Here is a 24,209-nt window from a genome sequence, read left to right on the forward strand (position 1 = left end):
GTTTTTTCTATACAGGCTAAATTAGATTTTAAGTCATTTTGAGAAAATTATTTAGGTAAGATTTAACGCCAAGGTTTAAAAAAAACCAAAAAAATAATCTAATTATCATCATTTTATTTCTAATAGTTTAAAGAAACTATCACATTATTAGAGATTGACAATAAAAATAGCATTATTTATCAATAATTTATATATTCATAGCTCTAATACCTTTTTCGTCAACCAACTCACATTCAATTATTCATGAACAAAATTCTACTATGGTCCATATGTGCCGCCCTGGCCGGCTTTCTCTTCGGTTTTGATACAGTGGTGATTTCCGGTGCCGATCAGCAATTACAAACCGCCTGGCAAACCAGTGATGGTATTCACGGGTCTGTAGTAATGGCCATGGCCTTATGGGGAACCGTGGTGGGTGCCATGTTTGGAGGAATCCCGACTAACGCTCTGGGCCGAAAAAATACCTTACTCATAATTGGAATCTTATATTTTGTTTCAGCTATGGGATCTGCATTAGTTGACGGCCCTTATATTTTTGCTGCTTTCAGATTTATTGGTGGCCTGGGGGTTGGAGCCTCTACTATTGCAGCGCCCGCATATGTTTCGGAAATAGCTCCTTCTAAAGACCGCGGAAGATTAGTAGGACTTTACCAGTTTAATATAGTTTTAGGAATATTGATTGCATTTCTGTCAAATTATTTTCTCAGAAATACCGGTACAGAGCCCTGGCGATGGATGCTGGGTGTTGAAGCCATTCCTGCTCTCATATATATACTTTTTGTTTTTACCATTCCTGAAAGTCCGCGCTGGCTTATTTCAAAAGGGAAAATCGAGAAAGCTAAAAAAACGCTAGCGTACATAAATCCCAATATAGATGTAGCGGATAAAATAGCGGAAATTCAGCATCAATCTGAAAATGAAGTGAAAGGTGAAAATATATTCATGAAAAAATACAGATTCCCTCTCATTCTGGCCTTCCTGATTGCATTCTTCAACCAACTATCGGGCATAAATGCTTTTCTTTACTATGCACCAAGAATATTTGAGGAAGCCGGTCTTGGAGCAAGTACGGCCTTATTAAGCAGTATTGGAATTGGTTTGGTAAATTTAATCTTCACACTACTCGGCGTATTTCTTATAGACAGGCTCGGACGAAAAAAATTAATGTATATGGGATCGATAGGCTATATTATATCCCTTTCATTAGTAGCCGCAGCTTTTTTTCTGAACTGGGGCGGTTATTATGTTCCCATATTCCTGTTCATTTTTATAGCCTCCCATGCGATCGGACAGGGCGCGGTAATCTGGGTCTTTATTGCTGAAATTTTCCCTAATCATATTAGAGCTTCAGGTCAGGCATTCGGGACTTCAACCCACTGGCTTCTGGCAGCTATTATTCCATCCCTCATACCCTTTTTATTTTCAACGATCGGGGCAGGAACAGTGTTCGCCTTTTTCGCTTTCATGATGGTACTGCAATTGCTTTTTGTAATCTTCCTGATGCCAGAAACTAAAGGAAAATCATTAGAGGAACTATCAGAAGAACTGGCCTTAAATAAATTTAACCAATGAAAAAATTAGCAAAGTTCACCTTTATTCCGCTTGCGGTTATAATGCTTCTTTACTCCTGTAAAAATGATAAAAAGGAAGAAAAGAAGTCAGATGAAATTGAAACATCAAAAACTAAAGACGAAAAATTTCGTCCGGTTTTTCATTTCACCCCTAAAAATAACTGGATGAACGATCCCAACGGGATGTTCTATCTAAATGGCACTTATCATCTTTACTTTCAGTATTATCCCGAAGATATTGTCTGGGGCCCCATGCACTGGGGGCATGCTACAAGTAAGGATATGATCGACTGGGAAGAGCAGGAAATTGCATTAGAACCAGATGAAAAAGGATATATCTTTTCCGGTAGCGCCGTGGTTGATTCTGAAAACACTTCCGGATTTGAAAAAGATGATAAAACCCCGGTAATAGCAATGTATACCTATCATGACCCCAAGGGAGAAAAGCAGGGTCGTAAGGATTACCAGTCTCAGGCTATAGCCTATAGCCTGGATGAAGGTTATAACTGGACAAAATTCAAAGACAATCCGGTGATATCAAACCCCGGAATCCAGGATTTCAGGGACCCTAAAATTACAAGGGATACTATCAACCACCAATGGCTAATGGTGCTGGCTACAAGGGATAGAAGTTATTTTTATTCCTCCCAGGATTTGAAAGAATGGAAAAAAATATCAGAATTTGGCGAGGCCACAGGAGCTCATAATGGTGTTTGGGAATGCCCTGATTTTTTCCCAATGAAAGTTGAGGAAACCGGTGAAGTGAAATGGGTCCTGATTCAAAGTCTTAATCCCGGCATAACGGTGGCTCTGGAACTCAGTATTTTATTGGGGATTTTGACGGCACCACTTTCATTCCTGAAGATTATATGACAGACCTGGATGAAAAACATAGTTTCTGGCTGGACTTCGGAAGGGATAATTATGCTGGTGTTACCTGGTCAAATATTCCGCAAAAGGATGGCCGTACTCTTTTTATAGGCTGGATGTCTAACTGGCTGTATGCTCAGGAAGTTCCTACGGAAAAATGGAGAAGCACCATGACCCTGGCAAGAGAACTAATATTGAAAAAAAGAGATGAAACTTATCGGATATTCTCTAAGCCCGTACGGGAATTAAATAAGTATAGAACCGTGATCTTTGCTGAAGACAAAATAGATTCAGAAAAAAAATACAGATACGAGGCAGAGAATGGAGACCTCATGAATAATGAATTTTCATTTAATCTGCCTGTGAAGAATATAAATAAGGTAGAATTTGTTCTTAGCAATAAGCAGAATGATTCTCTGAAATTTGGATTTAACAAGACAGACCACCAATTCTATGTTAACCGCAAGAAATCAGGAATTACAGATTTCAGTGAAAAGTTTACACAGAAGATTGCCACCGCTCCCAGAATTGTAAAATCTGATACACTCAAAGTTCATTTTATCCTTGATAAAACTTCCATTGAAATATTTTACGACGATGGAGCAACCGTAATGAGTGAGATATTTTTTCCGAATAAACCTTACGATACCTTTACAATAACTACAAATTCCAATTTTACGATACAGGATATGGAAATAAATAAGATTGATCTGGAGTAAAACAGAATAAGAGTATGCTTCAGAATAAAGAAGTAATACACCTGAATCTTTAAGCTTTCAGTTTTTTTATTTAATGCCTGCTTGAATTAATTTATAAGTGTTTCCAAATTTATATTTATGATTGCTTTTTTAAGCATTTATCATATTATATTGAGAGATTATTAAAAATTTAAAGACCATTAAAACAAGTAATGAAAGAAATTCAAGTTGGTTTTTTAATGTCCTATGACTATGAATTACTTAAAAGTTCAATTCCATTAGTATATAATGAAGCCGACGCCATTACCATTGCACTCGACGAGAATTTAAGAACATGGTCTGGAGAAAAATTTGAAGTTGACGAAAGTTTCTTTCTCTGGCTTGCATCTTTCGACATCGAAAAAAAGATCAAATTATATAGAGATGATTTTTTTGATTCCAACTTAAGTGCCATGGAAAATGAGGTGAAAGAAAGGAAAATGCTAGCCTCAAAAATGGGAACTGGGAATTGGATAGTTCAAATAGACAGTGATGAATATTTTGTAGACTTTAAAAAATTCACGGATGAACTTAAGCTCCGAAATAAATATTTGAACAATCCAGAGGAAAATCCGATTCAGATAGCTGGATATTATTTAAACTTATATAAATATACAGAAGAAGGAATTTTATTTGTATCCAAACCAAGAAATCAGAAATTTGCAACTAATTATCCGGCTTATGTAACCGGAAGAAACACCAAACAACAAGTAATCTATATTCCAAATATTGTGATACATGAATGTTTGTCCCGAAGTGAAGAAGAAATTCGTATTAAGTTTACTAACTGGGGACATGCACATCAGGTAAATATCGATCAGTTTTTAGATAAATGGCGAAAAATAGATCAATCCAATTATGATAAGTTTGAAAACTTTTTCTACCTGGAACCTGAAAAATGGAAAAAATTAAGCTATGTGAAGGGGAAAACTCTCTCTGAGATTTCCAAAAACCTGAATTACCATAAATTGACACCTTCCAAATTGTACATATTAAGTAAAAATTTTGGACAATGGTTTAAGTTTCTTTTCAAATAGGGAATATGAATTTAAAAATGTATAAGAGATATTAGAAAACTAAAATAAACTATATATAATAAGTGGCAGAATCAGGACTCTAAGAATATAGCTCAAATATAAAACTACATACGTCTCCTTTAAATCTGATAAATTGAACCACAGATATGGTTCTTTTTCAATAAAAAAACCGCAAAACGACTATTAATAAGCATTTTGCGGTTTTTAAAAGTGACCCAGGGAGGATTCGAACCCCCAACCCTCAGAGCCGAAATCTGATATTCTATCCAGTTGAACTACTGGGCCTCACTATAAACTCTTAACTTAATTTCTTTCTTACAATGGTAGAGATTGTCTTTCCATCGGCTTTCCCGGCAAGTTCTGCCGTTGCTATTCCCATAACCTTCCCCATATCCTGCATTCCTGAAGCACCGGTTTTAGCGATTACCTCATCTACCTTCGCTTCTATTTCAGCTTCGCTAAGCTGTTCAGGGAGAAATTGTTCAATTACCTCGGCCTGTTTTATTTCCGGTTCAGCAAGGTCTTCCCTGCCCTGTTCTTTATAGATTTGAGCACTCTCTTTACGTTGCTTAACCAGCTTCTGCAAAAGTTTCAATTCCTCTTCTTCGGAAAGTCCATCCTTGGAAGAAGATTCAGTATTTGCCAAAAGAATGGCACTTTTTACCGCTCTTAAAGCTTCCAGCTTGGCGCTGTCTTTCGCCTTCATCGCCGCCTTCATTTCGGCCATTACTTTATCCTGTAAACTCATAATTCAAAAATTATGTTGCGAAGATAAAATTTTCTGGTTGAAATTACCACTTATTTATCCCTTCAAAAATAAGTATATTCAAAGCCTAAACTTTATTTTAAGGCATGAAAAAGATCCTATTCTATTGCATCGCTTTTCTGACTTTGCAAAGTATTGCAGCTCAGGAGAAATACATTGATAGTTTATACAAGGTCGGTCCTGTTCAAACGGAGATCTACAGCACGAAAAATGGTGAAGATTTAATTATTGACCTTTATCAACCACAAAAAGCGAACTCTGAAAAAACTCCACTTATCATTTTTATGCATGGAGGAGGTTTTTCGGGCGGAAGCCCTAAGAATCCACAGGAAATAAAATTTGCCAATATAGCTGCTGCAAAAGGATATAGTGTTGGCCTTATTTCATACCGCCTGATAAGGAAAGGGAAGGAAACAGGTTTTGGCTGTGATTTTGATGCGGCTGGAAAGATAAAGACATTTCAACTAGCTGCTGAAGACTTTATGGATGCGGCGAAATTCATGAAAAACAACTCAGATAAATTCAATATAGATGCAGAAAAAATAATTGTTGGAGGAAGCAGTGCAGGAGCGGAAGCAGTTCTTAACGCAGTATATAACCCTGACCTTATATTTGAGGATTCAGAAAAATATTCTGATATCAAATTTTCAGCGGTTATATCTCTTGCCGGAGCCATAGTGGATGTAAGATATTTAAATGAGGGAAATGCCATTCCGGGACTTTTCTTCCACGGCACTGCTGATAATCTTGTCCCTTATGCCACTGCCCCACATCACTATTGCGAGAATTCTAAACCAGGCTATATTATTCTGGATGGCTCAAAAACCATAGTGGAAAAGCTTGATAAGCTGAAAACCTCTTATCTATTCTATAGTTTTCAGGATGCCAGGCATGAAATTTCGGGAATGCCTTTTAAGCATTTACCCCAGGTTTTTGACTTTCTCAACGAAGTAGTCTTTAATAATAACAAAATCCAGACAACGATTTACAAATGAAAAGGTACCTGCTAAAAATTCTATTTTCATTGACATTAACTTTTACGGTCAATGCTCAGGACAGCCAATGGTATAAAGGAAATCTTCACACTCATTCCTACTGGAGCGATGGTGATGAGTTCCCTGAAATGATCATGGATTGGTATAAGAAGAATGGTTACCAGTTCGTAGCACTGTCAGATCATAATATTATAGCTGAAGGAGAAAAATGGAGGACGATTTCCAATGATTCTCTTTATCAAAATGCTTTTAAGGAGTATCTGAATAAATATGGAGAAGACTGGGTAAATCATAAAAAGGATGAGAAAGGCCTGCATGTTCAGCTAAAAACCCTGGAGGAATTCCGACCTTTATTCGAAGACCCTGAGGAATTCATGATCTTCAGAGCTGAAGAGGTCACCTCGTACCTTGAAGATAAGGCAGTCCATATGGGTGCCATCAATATTCTGGAAGTAATTGAACCTAAAAAAGGAAATACTATTGTTGAGCTTATCCAGAACAACCTGGATGCTATCCTCGCTCAGGAAGAAAAAACAGGTGAACCGGTCTTACAACACCTTAACCACCCTAACTTTACTTATGCCATAAAAGCTGAAGATATAATTCAGATTGACGGAGAACGATTCTTTGAGGTTTTCAACGGCCACCCTCATGTAAATAATTACGGAGATAGTCTCCATGACGGAACAGAGAAAATGTGGGATCAGGTGAATATTGCGTATCATTCGATGAACAAGCCTCTGCTGCTGGGAATCGCTACAGATGATAGTCATCATTATCACAAATTTGGAGAAAAATACAGCAATGCCGGTAGAGGCTGGGTTATGGTAAGATCAGGTGAACTTAGCCCGGGATCGATTATTGAAGCCATGGAAGCCGGAGATTTCTATGCAAGTACAGGAGTGGAGCTTTCAGATCTTAAATTTAAAAACAATGAACTTTCCATAGGTGTTAACCCAGAAGCCGGGGTGAATTATGAGATCCAGTTTATTGGAGTAAGGAAAGGATCTACTAAAAGCGAAATTTTGAAAAAGGTAAAAGACACCAAAGCCAATTTCCAAATTCCAGAGGACATTTTATTCGTTAGGGCTAAGATCGTTTCTGATAAATTGAAGAAGAATCCCTATCGCGAAGGTGATACTGAAGTTGCCTGGACACAACCCGTCTCAAAAAGATAAGAAGCCACATGAAGACCTTCAAAATCCTATTATTAGCCGTGTTATTCGTCGGTTTTAATTTACAGGCTCAGCGCCTGGTAAAAACAATCAATTCAGGCTGGCAATTCCAGCTGGAAAATAAGGACAGGATTGAAACCGCGAATATCCCACATACCTGGAACTCCAAGGATGCTTTCAAGGAAGGGCCATATTACAGAGGAAAGGGAACTTATCAAAAACAGCTTTTCATTCCGCAGAACTGGAATGAACGTTCTGTATTCCTGAAATTTGAAGGAGCTAATCAGCACACCAAAGTTTATATTAATGACGCTTTCATTGGAGAGCACACCGGCGGTTATACAGCTTTTATTTTTGAGATATCTCAAAATTTAAAATTTGGCGAAACGAACCAGGTAAGGATCGAGGTAGATAATTCACATAACCAGGATATCCCTCCACTCGAAGCCGACTTTAATTTTTATGGCGGAATTTATCGCGATCTGGAATTAATAGTTACTGGAAAGGATCATTTTAAACTTGAAGGTGAAGCCGCCGGAACCATGCAGGTACATACCCCTGCAGTTTCAGAAGAATTGGCGGAAGTGAATTTTTCCGGAGAGATTTCCAGATCAAATAATAAAGATCTGATTCTGGAAATTGAAATTACCGATCCGGACGGAAAAGTTGTTAAAACTTTAGCGCCTGAACTTGAACCCAACCAGTCCGAATTCTCTGTGGATTTCGAAATTGAAAATCCCCTTCTCTGGTCGCCGGATCAGCCACACCTCTATAAGATAGAATCAAACCTTAAAGACCATAACTCCGGAGAAATCCTGGACAGTTATTTTACCGGTTTTGGTTGTCGATGGTTTAAGGCCGATCCTGATGAAGGATTTATTCTTAATGGAAAGCCAATTAAACTTATTGGCGCGAACAGGCACCAGGATTTTGAAAATATGGGAAATGCTGTTCCAAATGAAATACACCGCAAGGATTATCAGATGATTAAGGATATGGGTAGTAATTTTATCAGAACAGCCCATTATCCTCAGGATTCAGATGTTTACCGGATCTGTGATGAGATTGGTTTACTGGTTTGGACAGAAGTCCCGGTGATCAATGATGTGACAGATAGCGAGGCTTATCATGAGAATGCTGTAAATATGCAAAAGGAACAGATACTTCAGCTATACAACCATCCCTCGATCGTGTTTTGGGGGATTATGAACGAAATTTTTATACGCCTTGTTTTCACTGGTGATATGAGCGAAGCCGATAAGAATGCAAAGATCAAAACCAGTGTTGAGCTGGCGAAAAAACTGGAAGCAGCCACTAAGAAACTTGATACCTCAAGGCTGAGTGTGATGGCATTACATGAAAATGAACTCTACAACACCTCTAAGATTGCCGATATCCCAGATGTGATAGGCTGGAACCTTTATTTTGGCTGGTACACTCCAGGCCTGGAAAATCTTGGGAAATTCCTTGACGAACAGCACAGAAGATATCCGGAAAGACCCCTGCTTATCTCTGAATATGGGCCGGGAAGTGATTCCAGGATACAAACCAACGATCCTAAACCATGGGATTTCAGTGAAGCCTATCAGTTAAAAAGTCATGTGAGTTATTTGAATCAGGTAATGGAACGGGATTATATGCTAGGAATGGCAGCCTGGAATTTTGCCGACTTTGGTTCTTCCGGCAGGCAGGATAGCCGGCCATATATTAATCAGAAGGGCCTGGTAAATTTTAATCGGGAACCAAAGGATATTTATTACTACTACAAAGCGAGACTTATAAATGAGGATTTTGTTTATATCGCCGGAAAGAATTTCACTACCCGGTCTATAGATCAAAATGAAAATGTAAAACTGAAGGTTTTTTCAAATTCCGAAAATGTAAGGCTAATTGTCAATGATAGTATCGAAAAAGAGTCTCCGGTAAGAGATAATATTGCTGAATTTGAGCTTGATCTGGAAGAAGGCAAACATTCAATAAAGGCAATTTCGGGAAAGGTGAATCATCATAGAAACATTGAAGTTAAATTCAGGAATAACCTAATCGAAAATATAGATACTGAGCCAATAAGAATAAATGTGGGCAGCCACAGTGATTTTATAGATGAAGAAACAGGCAGTATCTGGATAAGCGATCAGGCTTATTCAGAAAATTCCTTTGGCTATTTAGACGGAGAAGTCTATCAACAGTCAAAGAGTAAATTCCAGGGAACTGCATCTAATATAAAGGTCACTACCAAAGAGCCTCTTTTTCAAACCATGAGGGAAGGACTTGAAACTTATAGATTTGATGTTCTGGAAGGAAACTACAGAATCACTCTGTTAATGGCTGAACCTAACAGAAAAGCTTCCACTGAGAATATTTATAATCTTGGATCGGATAAGAAAGATACTTCTGACGGAATTCGAAGTTTTGATATCCTGATAAATGGTAATCTGATGGAGAAGGATCTGAACCTGGCGGGAGACTATGGCATTCTGCAGGCAGTTGAACTAAGTTATGAGATTAATACTGAAGGTAGCATAAATATTCAATTTGAACCTCAACAAGGAAAATCCATACTTTCAGGGATCAGCCTTGAAAAACTATAAAAAAACCCTGGCGTTCCGAAAAACTACCAGGGCTCAACAAACTAAAACTAAAAGGATTACTTTTTCAAAGTGAATGTACCAGCGAATTCAGAATCTGAACTTCCCGCGATGAAAAATTCAAATTCACCGGGTTCATACACATATTCAATATCATAATTATAGAACTTAAGGTCTTCGGGAGAGATTGTAAAAGTCACCGTTTTAGACTCACCCTTTTTTAGGGCAATCTTCTGGAAACCTTTAAGTTCTTTCCCGGGAGGAGTTACGCTTCTCACGACATCCCTTATATAAAGCTGAACTATCTCCTCTCCATCATAATTCCCGGTATTAGTAACAGTAGCACTTAACTCTATTGAACCATCGGCACTCAGCTCTTTAGAACTGGCTTTAACATCACTGTATTCGAAAGTGGTATAACTAAGCCCATAACCAAATGGAAGTAGCGGAGTATTAGGAGAGTCCAGGTAATTGGACTTGAATTTCTGGAATTCACCTGATTCAGGCCCAGGTCTTCCAGTAGTCTTCATTCTGTAGTGTATTGGTATCTGTCCAACACTTCTAGGCCAGCTATTGGTAAGTTTTCCTGAGGGATTATAATCTCCGAATAAAACATCACCTACTGCATTTCCTGCTTCAACTCCCGGATGCCAGATCTGAAGAATGCTAACAGGAAGCGCCATTTCTTCTGAAATATCCAGCGGTCTACCACTCATTAAAACCAATACCAGAGGCTTACCTGTTTTTGCAAGTTCACTGATCAGTTTTTTCTGATTGTCAGGAATAGTGATATCGGTTCTGCTGGCCGCCTCTCCGCTCATTTCAGTAGCTTCACCCACCACTGCCACAACTACATCTGAAGCATTAGCCAGATCAAGAGCCTCCTTAAGTAGGGTTTCCGGAGACTCATCAGCGATCTGGATTTTTTCACCGAATACATTTACTTTTTTAGCAAAAGTGCTATCATCAGAGATATTAGCTCCCTTGGCATAAGTGATATTTGCGTTTGGTGCAACGTTTTTAAGTCCCTCAAGAATCGGAACTGACAATTGAGGATTTCCCGTAGGTGCCCAGGTTCCCAGCATATTGTTCTTATTATTCGCAAGGGGGCCAATCATGGCAATATTGGCGTCCTTAGCCAACGGGAGTGTATTATTATGCTTTTTAAGAAGCACAAAAGATCTGGTTGCAGCTTTCCTGGCCAGGCTTCTGTTCTCTTCTGTAAGTATATCTTTTTCAGGTCGGCTTTCATCAGAATACAGGTAAGGATCATCCAGAAGGCCTATCTTATGCTTTGCCTCCAGAATTCTTCTCGCCGCTTTCGTGATCTGATCTTCGGAAACCAACCCGTCTTCCACAGATTTTTTCAAGGTGGTTAAAAAGCCTTCTCCAACCATATCCATATCCAGTCCGGCGTTGATAGCTAAAGCTGAAACAGCCTGCAGGTCACCCAATCCGTGAGCGATCATTTCATTTACCGAAGTATAGTCTGAAACCACAAAGCCTTCAAAGCCCCATCTTTCACGAAGCAAGTCAGTTAAAAGCCATTTGTTCCCTGAAGCAGGGATTCCATCTATATCGTTAAAAGAGGTCATTACGCTTCCCACTCCCGCATCAACCGCAGCTTTATATGGAGGCAGGTATTCGTTGAACATTTTAAGACGGCTCATATCAACGGTATTATAATCTCTACCGGCTTCAGGTGCTCCATATAAAGCCATATGCTTCACTGTTGCCATCATAGTGTGTGGCTGTGTAAGATCCTCTCCCTGGTATCCATGTACCATTGCTTTGGCTATTTGCGATCCCAGGTATGGATCTTCCCCTGCTCCCTCTGCAATACGACCCCAGCGCGGATCTCTAGCGATATCTACCATTGGAGAAAAGTTCCAGTTAATCCCGTCAGCCGTAGCCTCTTTTGCAGCCATTTGGGCTCCCTCTTTGATCAGGTCCATATCCCAGCTGGCAGAAAGTCCTAGTGGAATTGGATAAGTGGTTTTATATCCATGAATAACATCAGACCCGATAAGTAGCGGAATTCCCAAACGGGAGTTTTTAACGGCTAATTCCTGGGCCTGTCTCACTTTTGCAGGACTCGAAACTCCGAAAACTCCTCCAACTTTACCAGCCTTTATTTTAGCTTCCACACCTTCACTTACAACAGAACCTGTGGCCACACCTCCACCTGGAGTTAAAAGATTAAGCTGCCCAATCTTTTCTTCAAGGGTCATTTTTGCAAGTAATTCTTCTACTTGCGGGATCTTTTCCTGTGCGGATAGGAATGAAATTCCCAAAAAAGCTATACAGAATATCGATAAATAAATTTTCTTCATTGTCTTCACTTTTGATTATATATTTGGTTCTTCTTTCTATTTAACAAATATGGTCTCAGTGCTTTCTGAAATTCCATTTTCATTGAATGCCTCAATACTGAAATAATATTCAGTATCACGATCCAGGTTTCGCATAAAATGTTCATTCTTATCGTAGATCAACCAGGACTGGTACAATTTATCAGGTGCAATACCCCACCTAATGTTATATCCCTGGGCTCCTTTCACTGGCTCCCACTTAAAAGAAGCGTCTCTTCTGTCTTCCTGACGGGTTACCGTAAAGCCCTTCACCTTTGCAGGCTTTTTACCCAATCCTTTACCGAACACCCTTATTTCAGATAAGGCCAGGTTTTTCCCAGGAACCTTCACATTGTTATAGCGCACATATTTCCCCTTTACAGGTTGATTAAGTGTGATATAGGCATTAGGTGCATCTTCATAACTATCACTTCTGTCCACGACTGTCTCCCAATTTTTACCATCTTCTGAGATCTCCAGGGTAAATCTGTGTCTTAAGCTATCGATGCGTGTATAGATTTCAGAGTCCTGATCATGAAAATTCAACTGAAACGCATATATTTTTCCCGGTGCCAGGAATTCGATCTCCACCCAATGTTTATCATTATTGGCTTCAGCTACCCAAAAAGATTTCGGGCTTTCATCGGTTAACACCTTAGAAATAATTTCACCTGCGCTGTTCTTTTCCAATGGCATTTCAGTGATATCATAATCACCATCTGTGGAAGTACTTTTACTAATCTGCATTTGTGAAGAGGAAACCCGTGTATTTCCTTTATAGGAAAGCAACATCCAACCGGTATGCTTACCTGCTTTTGTTGGATGATCTGGTCCAAAGAGAGGATAATCACCGTAGCTGGTGTCTGTATACATTAATCCTTCGTCATCAAAATAGGTTGGAAACATACACAAACGGCGTTCCCAATGAGAATTGGATGCCAGGGCCATGGTGGCAAAATGCCAGTATTGTCCGTTGGTCTGTTTGACGGTAATTCCGTGGCCGGCTCCATTTGTAAAACCGCCCGGCTTAAAACTCATGGGATTATTTTTCATGTATTTAAAGGGACCTAGTGGGGTTTCTCCAATGTAGGCCGCATCTGCATACACATTAAACTGAGTACCGGGTGCCGCATATTGCAAATAGTATTTACCATCATGCTTGGTCATCGAGGCACCTTCCATGTAGCCCTCCTTTAAAGTGGGATGATAATTATTTTCACCAAACCGTTCCCAGCCATGTTCTTCTTCCACCAGATTAATAAGATCTTTTTTAACTCCGGTCTCCAGAAAACGGTCATCTTTATCCAGCATCTTCACACGAATGGGATGAACGTTCGATGAACCCCAATACAAATAGGTTTTCCCGTCATCATCGATAAATAACTCCGAATCCTGGATATTGTTAGAAATTGAAGCGGTTGGTGTCCATTTACCACTTTTCGGGTCATCTGTGTAAAGAATACTACCGTAACCTGCAGGGTCACCCGCAAAATACACCAGCGAATCTTTGTAATTGAAAGCGGTTGGTGCATTGGAACCTTCAAAAAACCATTGCTCCGGTTTTATAAATTCCCAATTGATAAGATCCTTTGAATGCCAGTAGCCAAAAGAACGGGTAACAAACATGAAATATTCCCCCCGGTATTCTATTACTGCAGGATCGGCTCCGGAACGATAGGAAATATTATTAGCTGAATTATAAACCATATAGGTATAATCAATATCCAACGGGTTGATATAGGTTTCGGGTACTGTTTCCTGGGAATTAGCCATCAGGCCAAAGAGAATAGTTGCCGAGGTAAGTATATTTTTAAAAACTTTCATTTAAATTATTCTATCTGAAATTTTAGTCTAATGTTTTTTTATTTCGCTCATGAGAAAACAACCATGGCAACAGATAGGGTTCAGAAAGAGCCGAATCCCAGCTGTTATGATTATCTTCAGGATAAAGAGATAACTTTGCGTTCCCTCCATAGTGATTGATAGTTCTGGCCATTGTTTTAGAAAATCTTGGCGGCACTATATCATCCTTTTCTCCATGAAAGATCCAGATATTGAATCCTTTGGGATATTCTTCGGCAATTTCCTCATTAGCACCACCACAGATTGCAAAGGCTGCCGCGAACATTTCCGGTTTCTTGTAAATGATCTCGTAGGTGCCCATACCTCCCATGGAAAGACCACCAACATATACGCGATCACTATCCACAAAATCTTTAGAAACTATAGAATCCATAAGTTCCATTACCATCTCAAGTGATTTAGTTGGCTTTGCTTTGTTCATAAAATCAAACTGAAAGGGCATAGTATCCCTTTTTACCTCAACCTTGGCCCAGTAATCTTCTTTCGGGGCCTGGGGAAAGATCACGATAGCGGGAAATTTTTCCCTGTTCTTTTCATTCAGGAAAAGATCTCCGCCATGTACCAGTTGAGATTCATTATCATCTCCACGCTCTCCTGCACCGTGAAGAAAGAGAACTACGGGATACTCTTCATCTTCAGAAAAGGATTCCGGATAAAGGATCCTGTAATTCAGGGTATCATCTTCCACAATAAAGTGTTCCTTTTTAAACTCTTCTTTAGATTGTGCATTTAATGTAATGGGAAACGTTAGCAGAACAGATCCCAACATTATCATAAAGTATCTTAATCTATTTTTCATAGCTAAAACCAAGCTTTTCAAGTCCGTTTTGTACTTCAGGTGCCTGCATAAAAAGATCCCAGATAAGCCCTGATCGATAATTTTCGATCATAACAACCATTGGCCCCTGATCTATGGCAAGATATTTTTCGGCAGCCCATGGTTCTCCTTCAAGGCTATAGGCATCATAGAATCCTGCCGGTCCCCATAAAAGGTCATTCAGGTCTGTAAAGAAATATCTCATTGCCCTAAGGGATTTGTCCGGGGTATAAGGAATAGAACTAATCGCTGCGGTAGGTGAAACTACGCCCCTATCACTATCTGGTGAATGTGCGGCATAACCGATACTCCCGTCCTCCTTTCTGGTGTAACTGGCAGTGAGGCCCCAGGAGCTTGGCCCATAGGTCTCAAAATTCTCAGGGTTCTCCTGGCAATATTCATAATTGATATTGGTATGATTCACATTCAGGTTCCAGTAATTAGCGTACTTATCTGTAAGCCCTTTTGGGTTAAGGCCGAGATAGGAATAGTGAGCCCAGAATAATGGCCCTCCTTTATCTCCTCTGGTGTTATGCTTCAGAATCAGCGGAATTCCATAGGCTTCCACATCAGTGGTGATATTACCACTTCTTGCCCAGCCTTCGTGGTAAGCTGCAGCGTCTATCGCATGTTCTGGTGACGAAGCCGCCATAACATACGTGATAAGGCATTCATTATAACCTTCTATCATAAAATCCATTTCCCATTCGTAAACAGGAGACCAATGCCAGTATATTCCATTCTTATTATTGGTGTACCAGTTCCATTCAATTCCTTTCCATAGTTCATCATATTTTTTTGCCACGGCCTTTTCTTTTTCCGAACCATTCTTAAGGTATTCCCTGACAACGATGAAACCTTGTGCGAGAAACGAAGTTTCCACAATATCACCTCCATTATCTTTTTCACCAAAAGCCTGAACCTCGCCGGTCTCTCCATTAAGCCAATGTGACCAGGCACCATGGAATCTAGGGGCTTCTGCAAGAAAATCTGCGATCTTCTCAAGTCGGGCTACTGCGGAATCACGAGGGATAAAACCTCTGTCAATTCCGGCTACAATTCCCATTAAACCGAAACCGGAACCACCTGTAGTAACCACATGGGCATCATTTTTTGGATATTTCCCATCCGGATGATAACGTTCCCTAGCCATACCGCTGTTAGGTTCGGCATAATCCCAAAAATATTTTAATGTCTGTTTTTGAACAGTATCAAGTAAGGCCTCTTCAGAAATTTCTATTTCAGAAGCTGACTTTTCCTTCCCGCCTTCTGATGTCTCCTTATTTTTGTCCTTACAGCCAATAAATATGAATACTCCCAGTAGTATTATTAAAAAAGATTTGTTCAACATTTGAATTTTATTGAAGTAAAAAGTTTAATTATTAATACAGAAATCCCAGTTTTTCAAGGCCATCCTTAATTTCCTGATTTCTCATAAACAAATCCCAGAGCAATTGAGAACGATAATTTTCTATCATAGCTACAATGGGACCCTGGTCTATCGCGAGCCAGCCATTAGAAACCCAGTCGTGCTCCTCTGAAAACGCATCATAAAACCCATATTCTCCCCATAGTTCAGAATTCATATCTTCATAAAAATGTCTCAATGCGGCCATAGATTTCTCAGGGGTATACGGAAAAGAGGACAATGCAGCGGTTGGAGTAATCACTCCAAGATCATTGGTAGGGCTATGAGCCGCATAGCCTTCATGACTATCTGAAGCCGTAAGGCCCCAGGTTTCTTCTCCATATCCTTCATAATTTTTAGGGTTATCTACACAATATTCATAATTGATCATTGTATGGGCTAAATTCTGTTGCCAGTAATTGGCATAATCGTCCTGGAGATTCCTTGGATCCAAACCAATAAATGAATAATGACTAAAGAATAATGGTCCACCATAAGACTGCCCCAATGGTAAATCAATACCATAATGAGTTCTGTTGGTCACAATATTTCCATTTGAAGCCCATCCGCTTTTATAGACCTCTTTCTCTATGGAATAAGTGGGTGACGAAGCTGCCAAAACATATACTATTAGCGCTTCGTTCCATCCTTTGATGGGAAGATTGATCTGAAAATTATACTCTGGAGACCAGTGCCAGTAAAGAACATCGTTCCCATTGGTATACCAGGTCCATTCTACATTTTCCCAAATCTCGGTAATTCGGGATTGAATATCATTTTCATCAAAATATTCACGGCATATAAGCAAACCCTGCATTAGAAAAGCTGTTTCAACAAGATCTCCTCCATTATCCAACTGACTGAATGGTCTTGCTTGAGCAGTACTGCCCAGATACCAGTGAGAATAAGCTCCATGATAGGTAGGTGCTTTTTCAAGAAAATCCAGAATTTTTTCAAGTCTTGTTACCGCTTCATCTCGTGTAACCCATCCACGTTCCACTGCGGCAGGAAAAGAAGCAAGGCCAAAGCCAGTTCCACCTGTTGTTACAAGATTAGGAGACTGACCTCCATAAGCGTTATCCTGAGATCTTTCTCGTGCCATTCCGGTTGTAGGTTCGGCAAAATCCCAGAAATAATTAAATGTGGTTTCCTGTACAAGATCTAAAAGCTCTTCATCGGTAAGTGAAGGCACCTCACTCTGGCCATCATCTGTAGGATCGGGAATATAGGGTTCCTGATAACCCGGTCCTGAATCATTGGAACATGAAAAAAATAGTATTAATCCGAATAAATAAAGATATCCACGCATTTCTGGTAATTTGTTCATTTTTCATCTGCCTTTTCTTCGCGGCCAGTATTCATTTTTTCAGAATCGTTCTTTCTATCTCAATACACCGACAAAACCTCAGTAAAGAGAATACCTTTCCTGTTCAAAGCTGAATGAAAGAGATAGTTAGAATGTGACTTAAAAAGAGATTATATCTATTCCGAAATTCGTCGGTATTAAAGTTCGATTAGTTTACGTTTAAAATGAAAAGAAACTCCGGAACTAAAGGTTCCGGAGCTTTTTTTTAACTAGTCTAGCATTGCCTGAATTTCATCCTGGGTAAGTTCTTTATTATATAAACGTAACTCATCCATAAAACTTCTGTCTGAAAGATGGTCCCAACCTGTGAACCTTGGAGCTCCAGACATAATTGAAAGAAGGTTAGCATTCTCCCAGCTAATTCCGTCTCCACTGATACTAGCGGTACTTACTAATTCTCCATCCAAATATATCTTAGATTCATTACCAGCAATAGTAAAAGCTACATGTACCCATTCATCAACCGCAGGATCAACTAACCCGCCATTGTTCCAGTTATCTTCAATACTATTACCCACATGTAACTTTATTCTTTGTTTAGCCCCATCAGCCTCTCTGAACAAACGGAAACCGCTGGTTCTAAGGTTCTGGCTATCCGGATTCTCGGTATCTTCAGGTGCGATCACAAGTATTCCAGCTCTATTAGGCTCTGCATTTAATTTATACCAAAATGTCCCACTGATTTCCTGACTTGTCAAACCATCTGCGGGGAGGGTTAAATATGACTCTGCCGCACCGGCATAGGCATCCGATCCTACTACACTTTCACCAGCAAATCCAGGCTCGCCTACTACAGTCACATCCCTGTTCGATGCTAAATCTTTATATGCTCCATCAAAAGGCATGTACAGTGTTTCTGCCGAAGCATTGATTAGAGTTTGAATTTCTCCCTGGGTAAGAGCCTGGTCAAAAATTCGCAATTCATCCATAGCGCTCAGATCTGAACGGTGGTTCCAGCCTGTAAATCTTGGAGCCCCCGACATAATAGACATAAATTTCGCACCAGTCCAGTCAATTGGTTTAACAAGATCATTCTTATTTACTAACTGCCCGTTAAAATAAATATTAGTTTCAGATGTAGTAATTGTAAATGCAACATGCATCCATTCTCCCTCATATGCCTCAATGCTTCCACCGTTATTCCATTCACCATCTGCATCTCCAGTCCCAATGCTAAGTTTAATCGTTGGAACACCTTGAACGAGCTCTCTAAATAATCTAAAACCAGATGAACGATCGTTCTGTGCATTTGGATTGGCCGTATCTTCCGGTCCTACAACTAATATCCCTGCCCTGTCAGGCTCAGGATTAAACTTATACCAAAAAGATGCGGTGAATTCCTGACCAACAGATCCATCAAAAGGTAAGGTGAGGTAGGAGTCTGTTGCTCCTTTATAAGCTGCTGTTCCTAAGAATGAGTCGTTAGTAAACCCAGGATCGCCAACCACGTCGGCCTCCGTTAGCGTCATAAGGTCTATATAGGCCCCATCAAAAGGCATATAGGTATATTCTCCTAATGCATCATATTTAGGAGTGTAAGGAGGTTCTTTACTAAAGTTAACGGTCTTAGCGGTGGTATTACCATTAATGTCGGTGGCCGTCACGGTAACGGTATGATCTCCATTGGTTACATTATCAAAAACCACTTCATCCTTTACAATACGATAATCCAGGAATTCGTTCATAGTGGCCACTGTATTTCCGTCTACCGCAACCTCAATATTGGCAATTTCGATATCATCCTGAACTTCAAATTTTATGTTGACCGAAGAGACTTCTTCGAGCACATTTATAGTCGTACCCTCAATGGGTGAGGAAATCGTCACTTCCGGATCTGCGGCATCTGCACCGGGATCAACCGGCGTTATAGGATCGATACCTTCATATTCACAGGCAGCAAAGAGTAAAATGAAGGAAAACAATCCCAAAAGTTTTATATAAATATTTTTCATTGTTGTCTTAGTTTAAATCGTTCAATACATTATTCATCTCAGAGTTTGGATCTACCGATGAAGCATCAAGTGGCAAAGCATCCACCTGAGCCTGAGGATAAGGAAGGTATTCTTTATCTGCACTAAATGTTCTTCCATCATAGCTTAACTCATCATACATATCCAATCGGATCATGTCGTAATAACGAATTCCCCATTCCATGGCCAGCTCTGCAAATTTCTCGTCCATTACATCCTGAAGGGTTACTCCGGAAATCGGATCCATATCGGCCCTTGCTCTCACAAGATTAACCGCTTCATCAGCAGACATTCCTACACCGCTTGCTCCCTGTACGAGGGCCTCAGCATACATCAGTAATACTTCTGCGTATCTGATAACAATCATATTCTTACCAGCTCCATAGTTGTTTCGGCCATCTGTCAACTGAACAGAGGGTAAATAATGCTTACCACTAGCAAAATAAGCACGTGCATAGTCATTGATAACATCACCAGATCTGGTAGTATTCGAAACGAATGATGGAAGGTTTGTATATCCATCAGCTTCAATTTCGGCTATACCTCTATCGGTAAACAATACGCTGGTTTCCAGACGAACCGTCTCGTCGCGATCAAGCATAAACTCGATGAATTTAAAACTTGGCTCATAGAATCCCCATCCGCTGGATGCATTCTCCCTTTCCGGAGTCCATCCCTGCGGACCAAACGGTGCATATAAATGATAAAAGGCATCCCCGGTTTCAGAACCGTAATCTGAATATTGCATTTCAAGTAAACTCTCGTCACTCAATTCTCCAGGTTTTTTAAATAGTTGATAGAAATCAGGATAGAGTGAAAATTTACCTGAGCTGATTATTGCACCGGCAGCATCTGCCACAGCCTGATAATTCCCAGTTCCAAGGCTAGCAAGTTCAAGGTTAGCCAGTGCTTTCATGGCATAGGCCGTATATTTGGTTACCCCACCAGGAATATCAGTACGCTCATTAGGTCTGGCATCCGGAAGATGTGGAATAGCCTCATCCATCTGATCTGATATGAACTGCATGATCTCGGCTTTAGATGACACACCTGCTTCTATCTCTTCTTCCGGCTGGTTGGATGTAATAATGAATACATCTTCCCAAACACGGGCCAGATTAAAATGGAACCAGGCTCTAAAAACCATGATCTCGGCAATATATTGATTCCCTCGGTCCCAGTCAGCACTACCTTCTTCAACAAATTCCAGATAATTCTCTATTTGAAGTATCGCAGTATTCATATCGATAATATCAGCATAATGGATGTTCCATAAAGAATTATACATCCAGTAATCTTTGGTATATTCATATTGGTCTGTGGCTGCAAAAGGTTGCTGATCTCCCAGACCTCCAGCATTCACATCGTCACCGCGAACACCAAGCAACAATGGTTCTTCCCATCCTCTACTTGCAAATTCACTATATGCTCCAATTAGAGGTGAGATCATATCTTCCGTATCGGTATAATCTATATCAGCCGTATTTAATTGACCTTCTGTTGTTTCCAGTTTATCGTGACATGAACTAAGCATGCCCACAACAAACAGCGCAAATGCACTCAGGAATATTGTATTCTTAAATTTTTTCATTTTGCAAATTTTTTAAATTTTTATGTTAAGCCCTACAGTATATGTAGCAGGCACTGGGTAGGTTTGCCTATCCACGCCATTTGGCACCTCGGGGTTAAACCCATTATACTCGAAGAAAGTAAATGGCTTCTCTGCTGTAAAATAAAGTCTGGTAGTGGGTAACTTTTCAGAATTAATGGTATAAGCCAATTGAATGTTCTGAATTCTGAAAAAATCTCCATCTTCTATCCAAAAATTACTTAACCTCTGGTTCCAGGCCTTACGCAATCCTGCAGAGGACGGATAAGTGTTGCTGGTTCCTTCTCCATGCCATCTGTTTATAGCAAGGTCGGCATCCATATTCGTATCCTGCGTGAATATTATCTCACCTCGTTTTCGGTTCAAAATCTTATTTCCTACCTGACCATAGAAGTTCATTGAGAAATCCCATGATTTATAAGAAACTCCAATATTACCACCATAAGTGAAATCTGGCAGGAAAGAACCCAGTATCACCCTGTCTGCATCGTCAATTACCCCATCCCCGTTCTGATCTCGATAGATAAGGTCTCCGGGTACAAGGTTATTTTCTACTGCAACTGGATCGGCATCGATCTGGGCCTGGTTTTGATAAACACCCACCCTTTCATAACCGTAAAAGGCGAAAAGTGGACCTCCTATTTCAGTTCTTTGACGGAATTCAGCCGTTCCTGCGTCAATATAACCTCTTTCATCTTCAATCTCTATGGCCTCATTATCCACAGTAGTGAAGTTACCACCGATAGTATAGGTAAAGTCTTCGGAAATCGTTCCGTTCCAATTACCACTTATTTCGAGCCCGGAATTCCTGATAACCCCGGAATTCCTATTAATACTCGTGTTGATTATAGGAATAAACACCGGTAAAATAGCATCTTCTGTATCTCTTATATAATAATCGGCTGTTAAAGAGAGTCTTCTATCAAATGTCTCAATATCAATACCGAAGTTCTTTTCTTCAATAACTTCCCAGGTGTTATTTGAGAAAACACTCGTAGAGGTAATTCCGGTACGTGGAACGTCACCTAAAGCGGCGGTAACAACATTAATCGTATTTGCTCCAGAACTGGCTGCGACATTATCGTTACCTAACTTACCCCAGCTGGCTCTTAATTTCAAAAATTGAAATATCTCGTTACCTAGCATAAATTCTTCTTCAGAAACAACCCATCCTAAACCTACAGACGGGAAGTATCCCCATGGATTCTGGGTAAACTTGGAAGAACCATCTGCTCTGAAGGTTCCATATAACAGATATTTGTCCTTGAAGTTATATGCAAGTCTTCCGAAATAGGAGACCCCATAATATCTTCTTCCAATTTCACTTACATTATTGTTAAATGAATCAGGATCGGCAAAATCTAAAAATCTACTCGATTCTAAACGAATTCCCGCTATATCCTGACCTAAAACATTGAATTCATTTGAAGCTTCATCTCTGTAGGAAGCACCGGCCATAAGAGTTATGTCATGATCTCCAAATTCATCATCATAGGTGAGAATGTTATCCCAGTACTGATTAGAAAAAGTATTATTTATCCTTCTAATACTGGAGATTCTTTCAAAGTTATTTCCTAAAGTATACGGGAGGTTTACATAACGTTCTTCCAGAGCTGAGAAATTATGACTGTAAGTGGTTTTAAAATCCAGCTTGTCTGGAATGATATCGAACTGAAAATATAAACTTGTAAGCAGCTTTCTTATCTTCAACCGATTTTCATTATAAGTCAGGTCCTGAAATGGGTTTTGCGTCCCCCTATATCCAAGCAACTGAGCGTTTGAATAACGAATTGGTGCGGCAGCAGTATTCGTAGAATCGATAACCGGCATCAGCGGTACCGCAAAATACGCTCTAAACCAGGCACCATTTTCAGGAGCAAATTTAGTTGCATTACTAAAAACCGAATTAACCCCCGCTTTAAACCTGTCAGATATATCTACATCTAATTTTGACCTTATATTAAAGCGTTCATATTCATTCTTCATGTCCAGAATACCTTCCTGAGCCAAATAGTTTGTCCCTACAGAGTAAGCTACCCTTTCTCCTCCTCCGGTAACACCGATACTATGACTCTGAATAATACCATCACGCAGAATCTCATCATACCAGTCTGTATTTACAGCAGGAACATTTGGATTAACACGACTTCTTCCATATCGCTGCATGGCATTCATCACAAATTGCACATCGGCTTCAGAACCTGATTCCTGGGCCATTGTCACAAATTGCTCGGTATTAGCCAACTTTACGACGTTCTGAGCACGTTGAATTCCTGTATAACCGTCATATTCAAATTCAGGTTTCTGATTCAATTTACCCGATTTAGTCTCAATAATAACCACACCATTTGCGGCTCTTACCCCATAGATTGCAGATGAAGAGGCATCTTTTAATATGTTAATAGACTTAATATCCTTTGTATTAAGGAAATCAATATTATCATATAAGGTACCATCCACTACATAAAGGACGTTCGTTGCGTCCTGGTAGGTTCCTAGTCCACGAATTCTTACAGTTGGCGAATCCCCTGGTGAACCAGAACTAACGATTTGTACACCTGAAACCTTACCTTGTAAAGACTGCATAGCGTTTGCCGTTGGAGTTTTTTCGATCTCTTCAGCATCCACTGTTGCTATAGATCCGGTTAAATCCCTTTTCTTTTGAGTACCATAACCCACAACCACGACTTCTTCCAATTGCCCTGCGTCTTCCTGCAGAGAAACCGGATACTCTGAACTTGTAGTTACCTCAATCTCCTGTGCTGCGAAACCAAGGAAGGTTACTCTGAACACATCTCCCACTTCAACGTTCTCCAAAGTAAAGTTTCCGTCAAAATCGGTTACATCAAAAATCTCCTTACCAATTACCTTAATTTCAGCTCCTGGTAAGGGTACATCATTGGCATCCGTCACGACACCATTAATAGTTTTAGTTTGCTGCGCGTAACTAAAGCTCATAAAAGCCAGAAAAAACGTGCAAGCCAAGAATAGTTTCACTTTCATACTCGTAGGGTGTTTTTGCATTAATTGTAAAAGAAAGATACACCCAAAGGCCAATTTTACGCAAACGTTGTAGTACACAACTA

Annotated in this window: 16 protein-coding genes and 1 tRNA gene; 7 read left to right on the forward strand and 10 right to left on the reverse strand. The window is 39.9% G+C overall.

Annotated features, from left to right (window positions below):
• Window positions 1-243 precede the first annotated feature (243 nt).
• From LU635_RS11120 to LU635_RS11135, 4 genes are all read left to right on the forward strand, one after another.
• The gene (locus tag LU635_RS11120) at window positions 244-1,572 is read left to right on the forward strand and encodes a sugar porter family MFS transporter (RefSeq protein WP_240099184.1); all 1,329 of its coding nucleotides are present in this window, start codon (window positions 244-246) and stop codon (window positions 1,570-1,572) included.
• Window positions 1,569-2,444 carry a glycoside hydrolase family 32 protein gene (locus LU635_RS11125; RefSeq protein WP_341482126.1) on the forward strand — a complete coding sequence of 292 codons (876 nt, stop codon included), beginning with the start codon at window positions 1,569-1,571 and terminating at the stop codon, window positions 2,442-2,444. The genes LU635_RS11120 and LU635_RS11125 overlap by 4 nt, the downstream gene beginning before the upstream one ends.
• Window positions 2,426-3,160 (forward strand): GH32 C-terminal domain-containing protein, encoded by a 735-nt coding sequence (locus tag LU635_RS17270; protein WP_341482129.1) that lies wholly within the window; start codon window positions 2,426-2,428, stop codon window positions 3,158-3,160. Before LU635_RS11125 ends, LU635_RS17270 begins: the two co-directional genes overlap by 19 nt.
• A gap of 191 nt (window positions 3,161-3,351) precedes the next feature.
• Entirely contained in the window at window positions 3,352-4,215 is an 864-nt protein-coding gene (locus LU635_RS11135) for a hypothetical protein (RefSeq protein ID WP_240099186.1), read from the forward strand.
• Window positions 4,216-4,426: 211 nt separating this feature from the next.
• On the opposite strand, the gene LU635_RS11140 is transcribed toward LU635_RS11135, so the two are convergent.
• Together LU635_RS11140 and LU635_RS11145 are read right to left on the reverse strand one after the other, a co-directional pair.
• Window positions 4,427-4,500, reverse strand: a tRNA-Arg gene (locus LU635_RS11140).
• 13 nt (window positions 4,501-4,513) lie between these two features.
• Window positions 4,514-4,963: a GatB/YqeY domain-containing protein gene (locus LU635_RS11145; RefSeq protein WP_240099188.1), complete on the reverse strand. Its 450-nt coding sequence runs from the start codon at window positions 4,961-4,963 to the stop codon at window positions 4,514-4,516.
• 104 nt (window positions 4,964-5,067) lie between these two features.
• Between LU635_RS11145 and LU635_RS11150 the strand changes: the two genes are divergently transcribed.
• The 3 genes from LU635_RS11150 to LU635_RS11160 are packed head-to-tail and all read left to right on the forward strand — an operon-like array spanning window position 5,068 to window position 9,742.
• Window positions 5,068-5,976 (forward strand): alpha/beta hydrolase, encoded by a 909-nt coding sequence (locus LU635_RS11150; RefSeq protein ID WP_240099190.1) that lies wholly within the window; start codon window positions 5,068-5,070, stop codon window positions 5,974-5,976.
• Between the two features lie 29 nt (window positions 5,977-6,005).
• Window positions 6,006-7,154: a CehA/McbA family metallohydrolase domain-containing protein gene (locus tag LU635_RS11155; RefSeq protein WP_240099192.1), complete on the forward strand. Its 1,149-nt coding sequence runs from the start codon at window positions 6,006-6,008 to the stop codon at window positions 7,152-7,154.
• 8 nt (window positions 7,155-7,162) lie between these two features.
• Window positions 7,163-9,742 (forward strand): glycoside hydrolase family 2 TIM barrel-domain containing protein, encoded by a 2,580-nt coding sequence (locus LU635_RS11160; RefSeq protein WP_240099194.1) that lies wholly within the window; start codon window positions 7,163-7,165, stop codon window positions 9,740-9,742.
• 56 nt (window positions 9,743-9,798) lie between these two features.
• Here the strand turns inward: LU635_RS11160 and bglX are convergent, their stop codons facing one another.
• From bglX to LU635_RS11200, 8 genes are all read right to left on the reverse strand, one after another.
• A complete protein-coding gene (gene bglX / locus LU635_RS11165; RefSeq protein ID WP_240099196.1) occupies window positions 9,799-12,072 on the reverse strand; it encodes a beta-glucosidase BglX in 2,274 nt (757 codons plus the stop codon).
• 36 nt (window positions 12,073-12,108) lie between these two features.
• A complete protein-coding gene (locus LU635_RS11170) occupies window positions 12,109-13,914 on the reverse strand; it encodes a family 43 glycosylhydrolase (RefSeq protein WP_240099198.1) in 1,806 nt (601 codons plus the stop codon).
• Between the two features lie 22 nt (window positions 13,915-13,936).
• Entirely contained in the window at window positions 13,937-14,752 is an 816-nt protein-coding gene (locus tag LU635_RS11175) for a carboxylesterase family protein (protein ID WP_240099200.1), read from the reverse strand.
• On the reverse strand, window positions 14,742-16,121 hold the full coding sequence (locus tag LU635_RS11180) for a glucoamylase family protein (protein ID WP_240099203.1): 1,380 nt from the start codon (window positions 16,119-16,121) through the stop codon (window positions 14,742-14,744). The genes LU635_RS11175 and LU635_RS11180 overlap by 11 nt, the downstream gene beginning before the upstream one ends.
• A 31-nt stretch (window positions 16,122-16,152) precedes the next feature.
• Window positions 16,153-17,505 carry a glucoamylase family protein gene (locus LU635_RS11185; protein ID WP_240099205.1) on the reverse strand — a complete coding sequence of 451 codons (1,353 nt, stop codon included), beginning with the start codon at window positions 17,503-17,505 and terminating at the stop codon, window positions 16,153-16,155.
• 248 nt (window positions 17,506-17,753) lie between these two features.
• Window positions 17,754-19,496, reverse strand: a complete 1,743-nt coding sequence (locus tag LU635_RS11190) for a LamG-like jellyroll fold domain-containing protein (RefSeq protein ID WP_240099207.1) — start codon at window positions 19,494-19,496, stop codon at window positions 17,754-17,756.
• A 7-nt stretch (window positions 19,497-19,503) separates the two neighbouring features.
• On the reverse strand, window positions 19,504-21,105 hold the full coding sequence (locus LU635_RS11195) for a RagB/SusD family nutrient uptake outer membrane protein (RefSeq protein WP_240099209.1): 1,602 nt from the start codon (window positions 21,103-21,105) through the stop codon (window positions 19,504-19,506).
• A gap of 12 nt (window positions 21,106-21,117) precedes the next feature.
• Entirely contained in the window at window positions 21,118-24,126 is a 3,009-nt protein-coding gene (locus LU635_RS11200) for a SusC/RagA family TonB-linked outer membrane protein (protein WP_240099211.1), read from the reverse strand.
• Window positions 24,127-24,209 lie beyond the last annotated feature (83 nt).

It is taken from the genome of Christiangramia crocea, from assembly GCF_022410465.1.
Taxonomy (GTDB): Bacteria; Bacteroidota; Bacteroidia; order Flavobacteriales; family Flavobacteriaceae; genus Christiangramia; species Christiangramia crocea.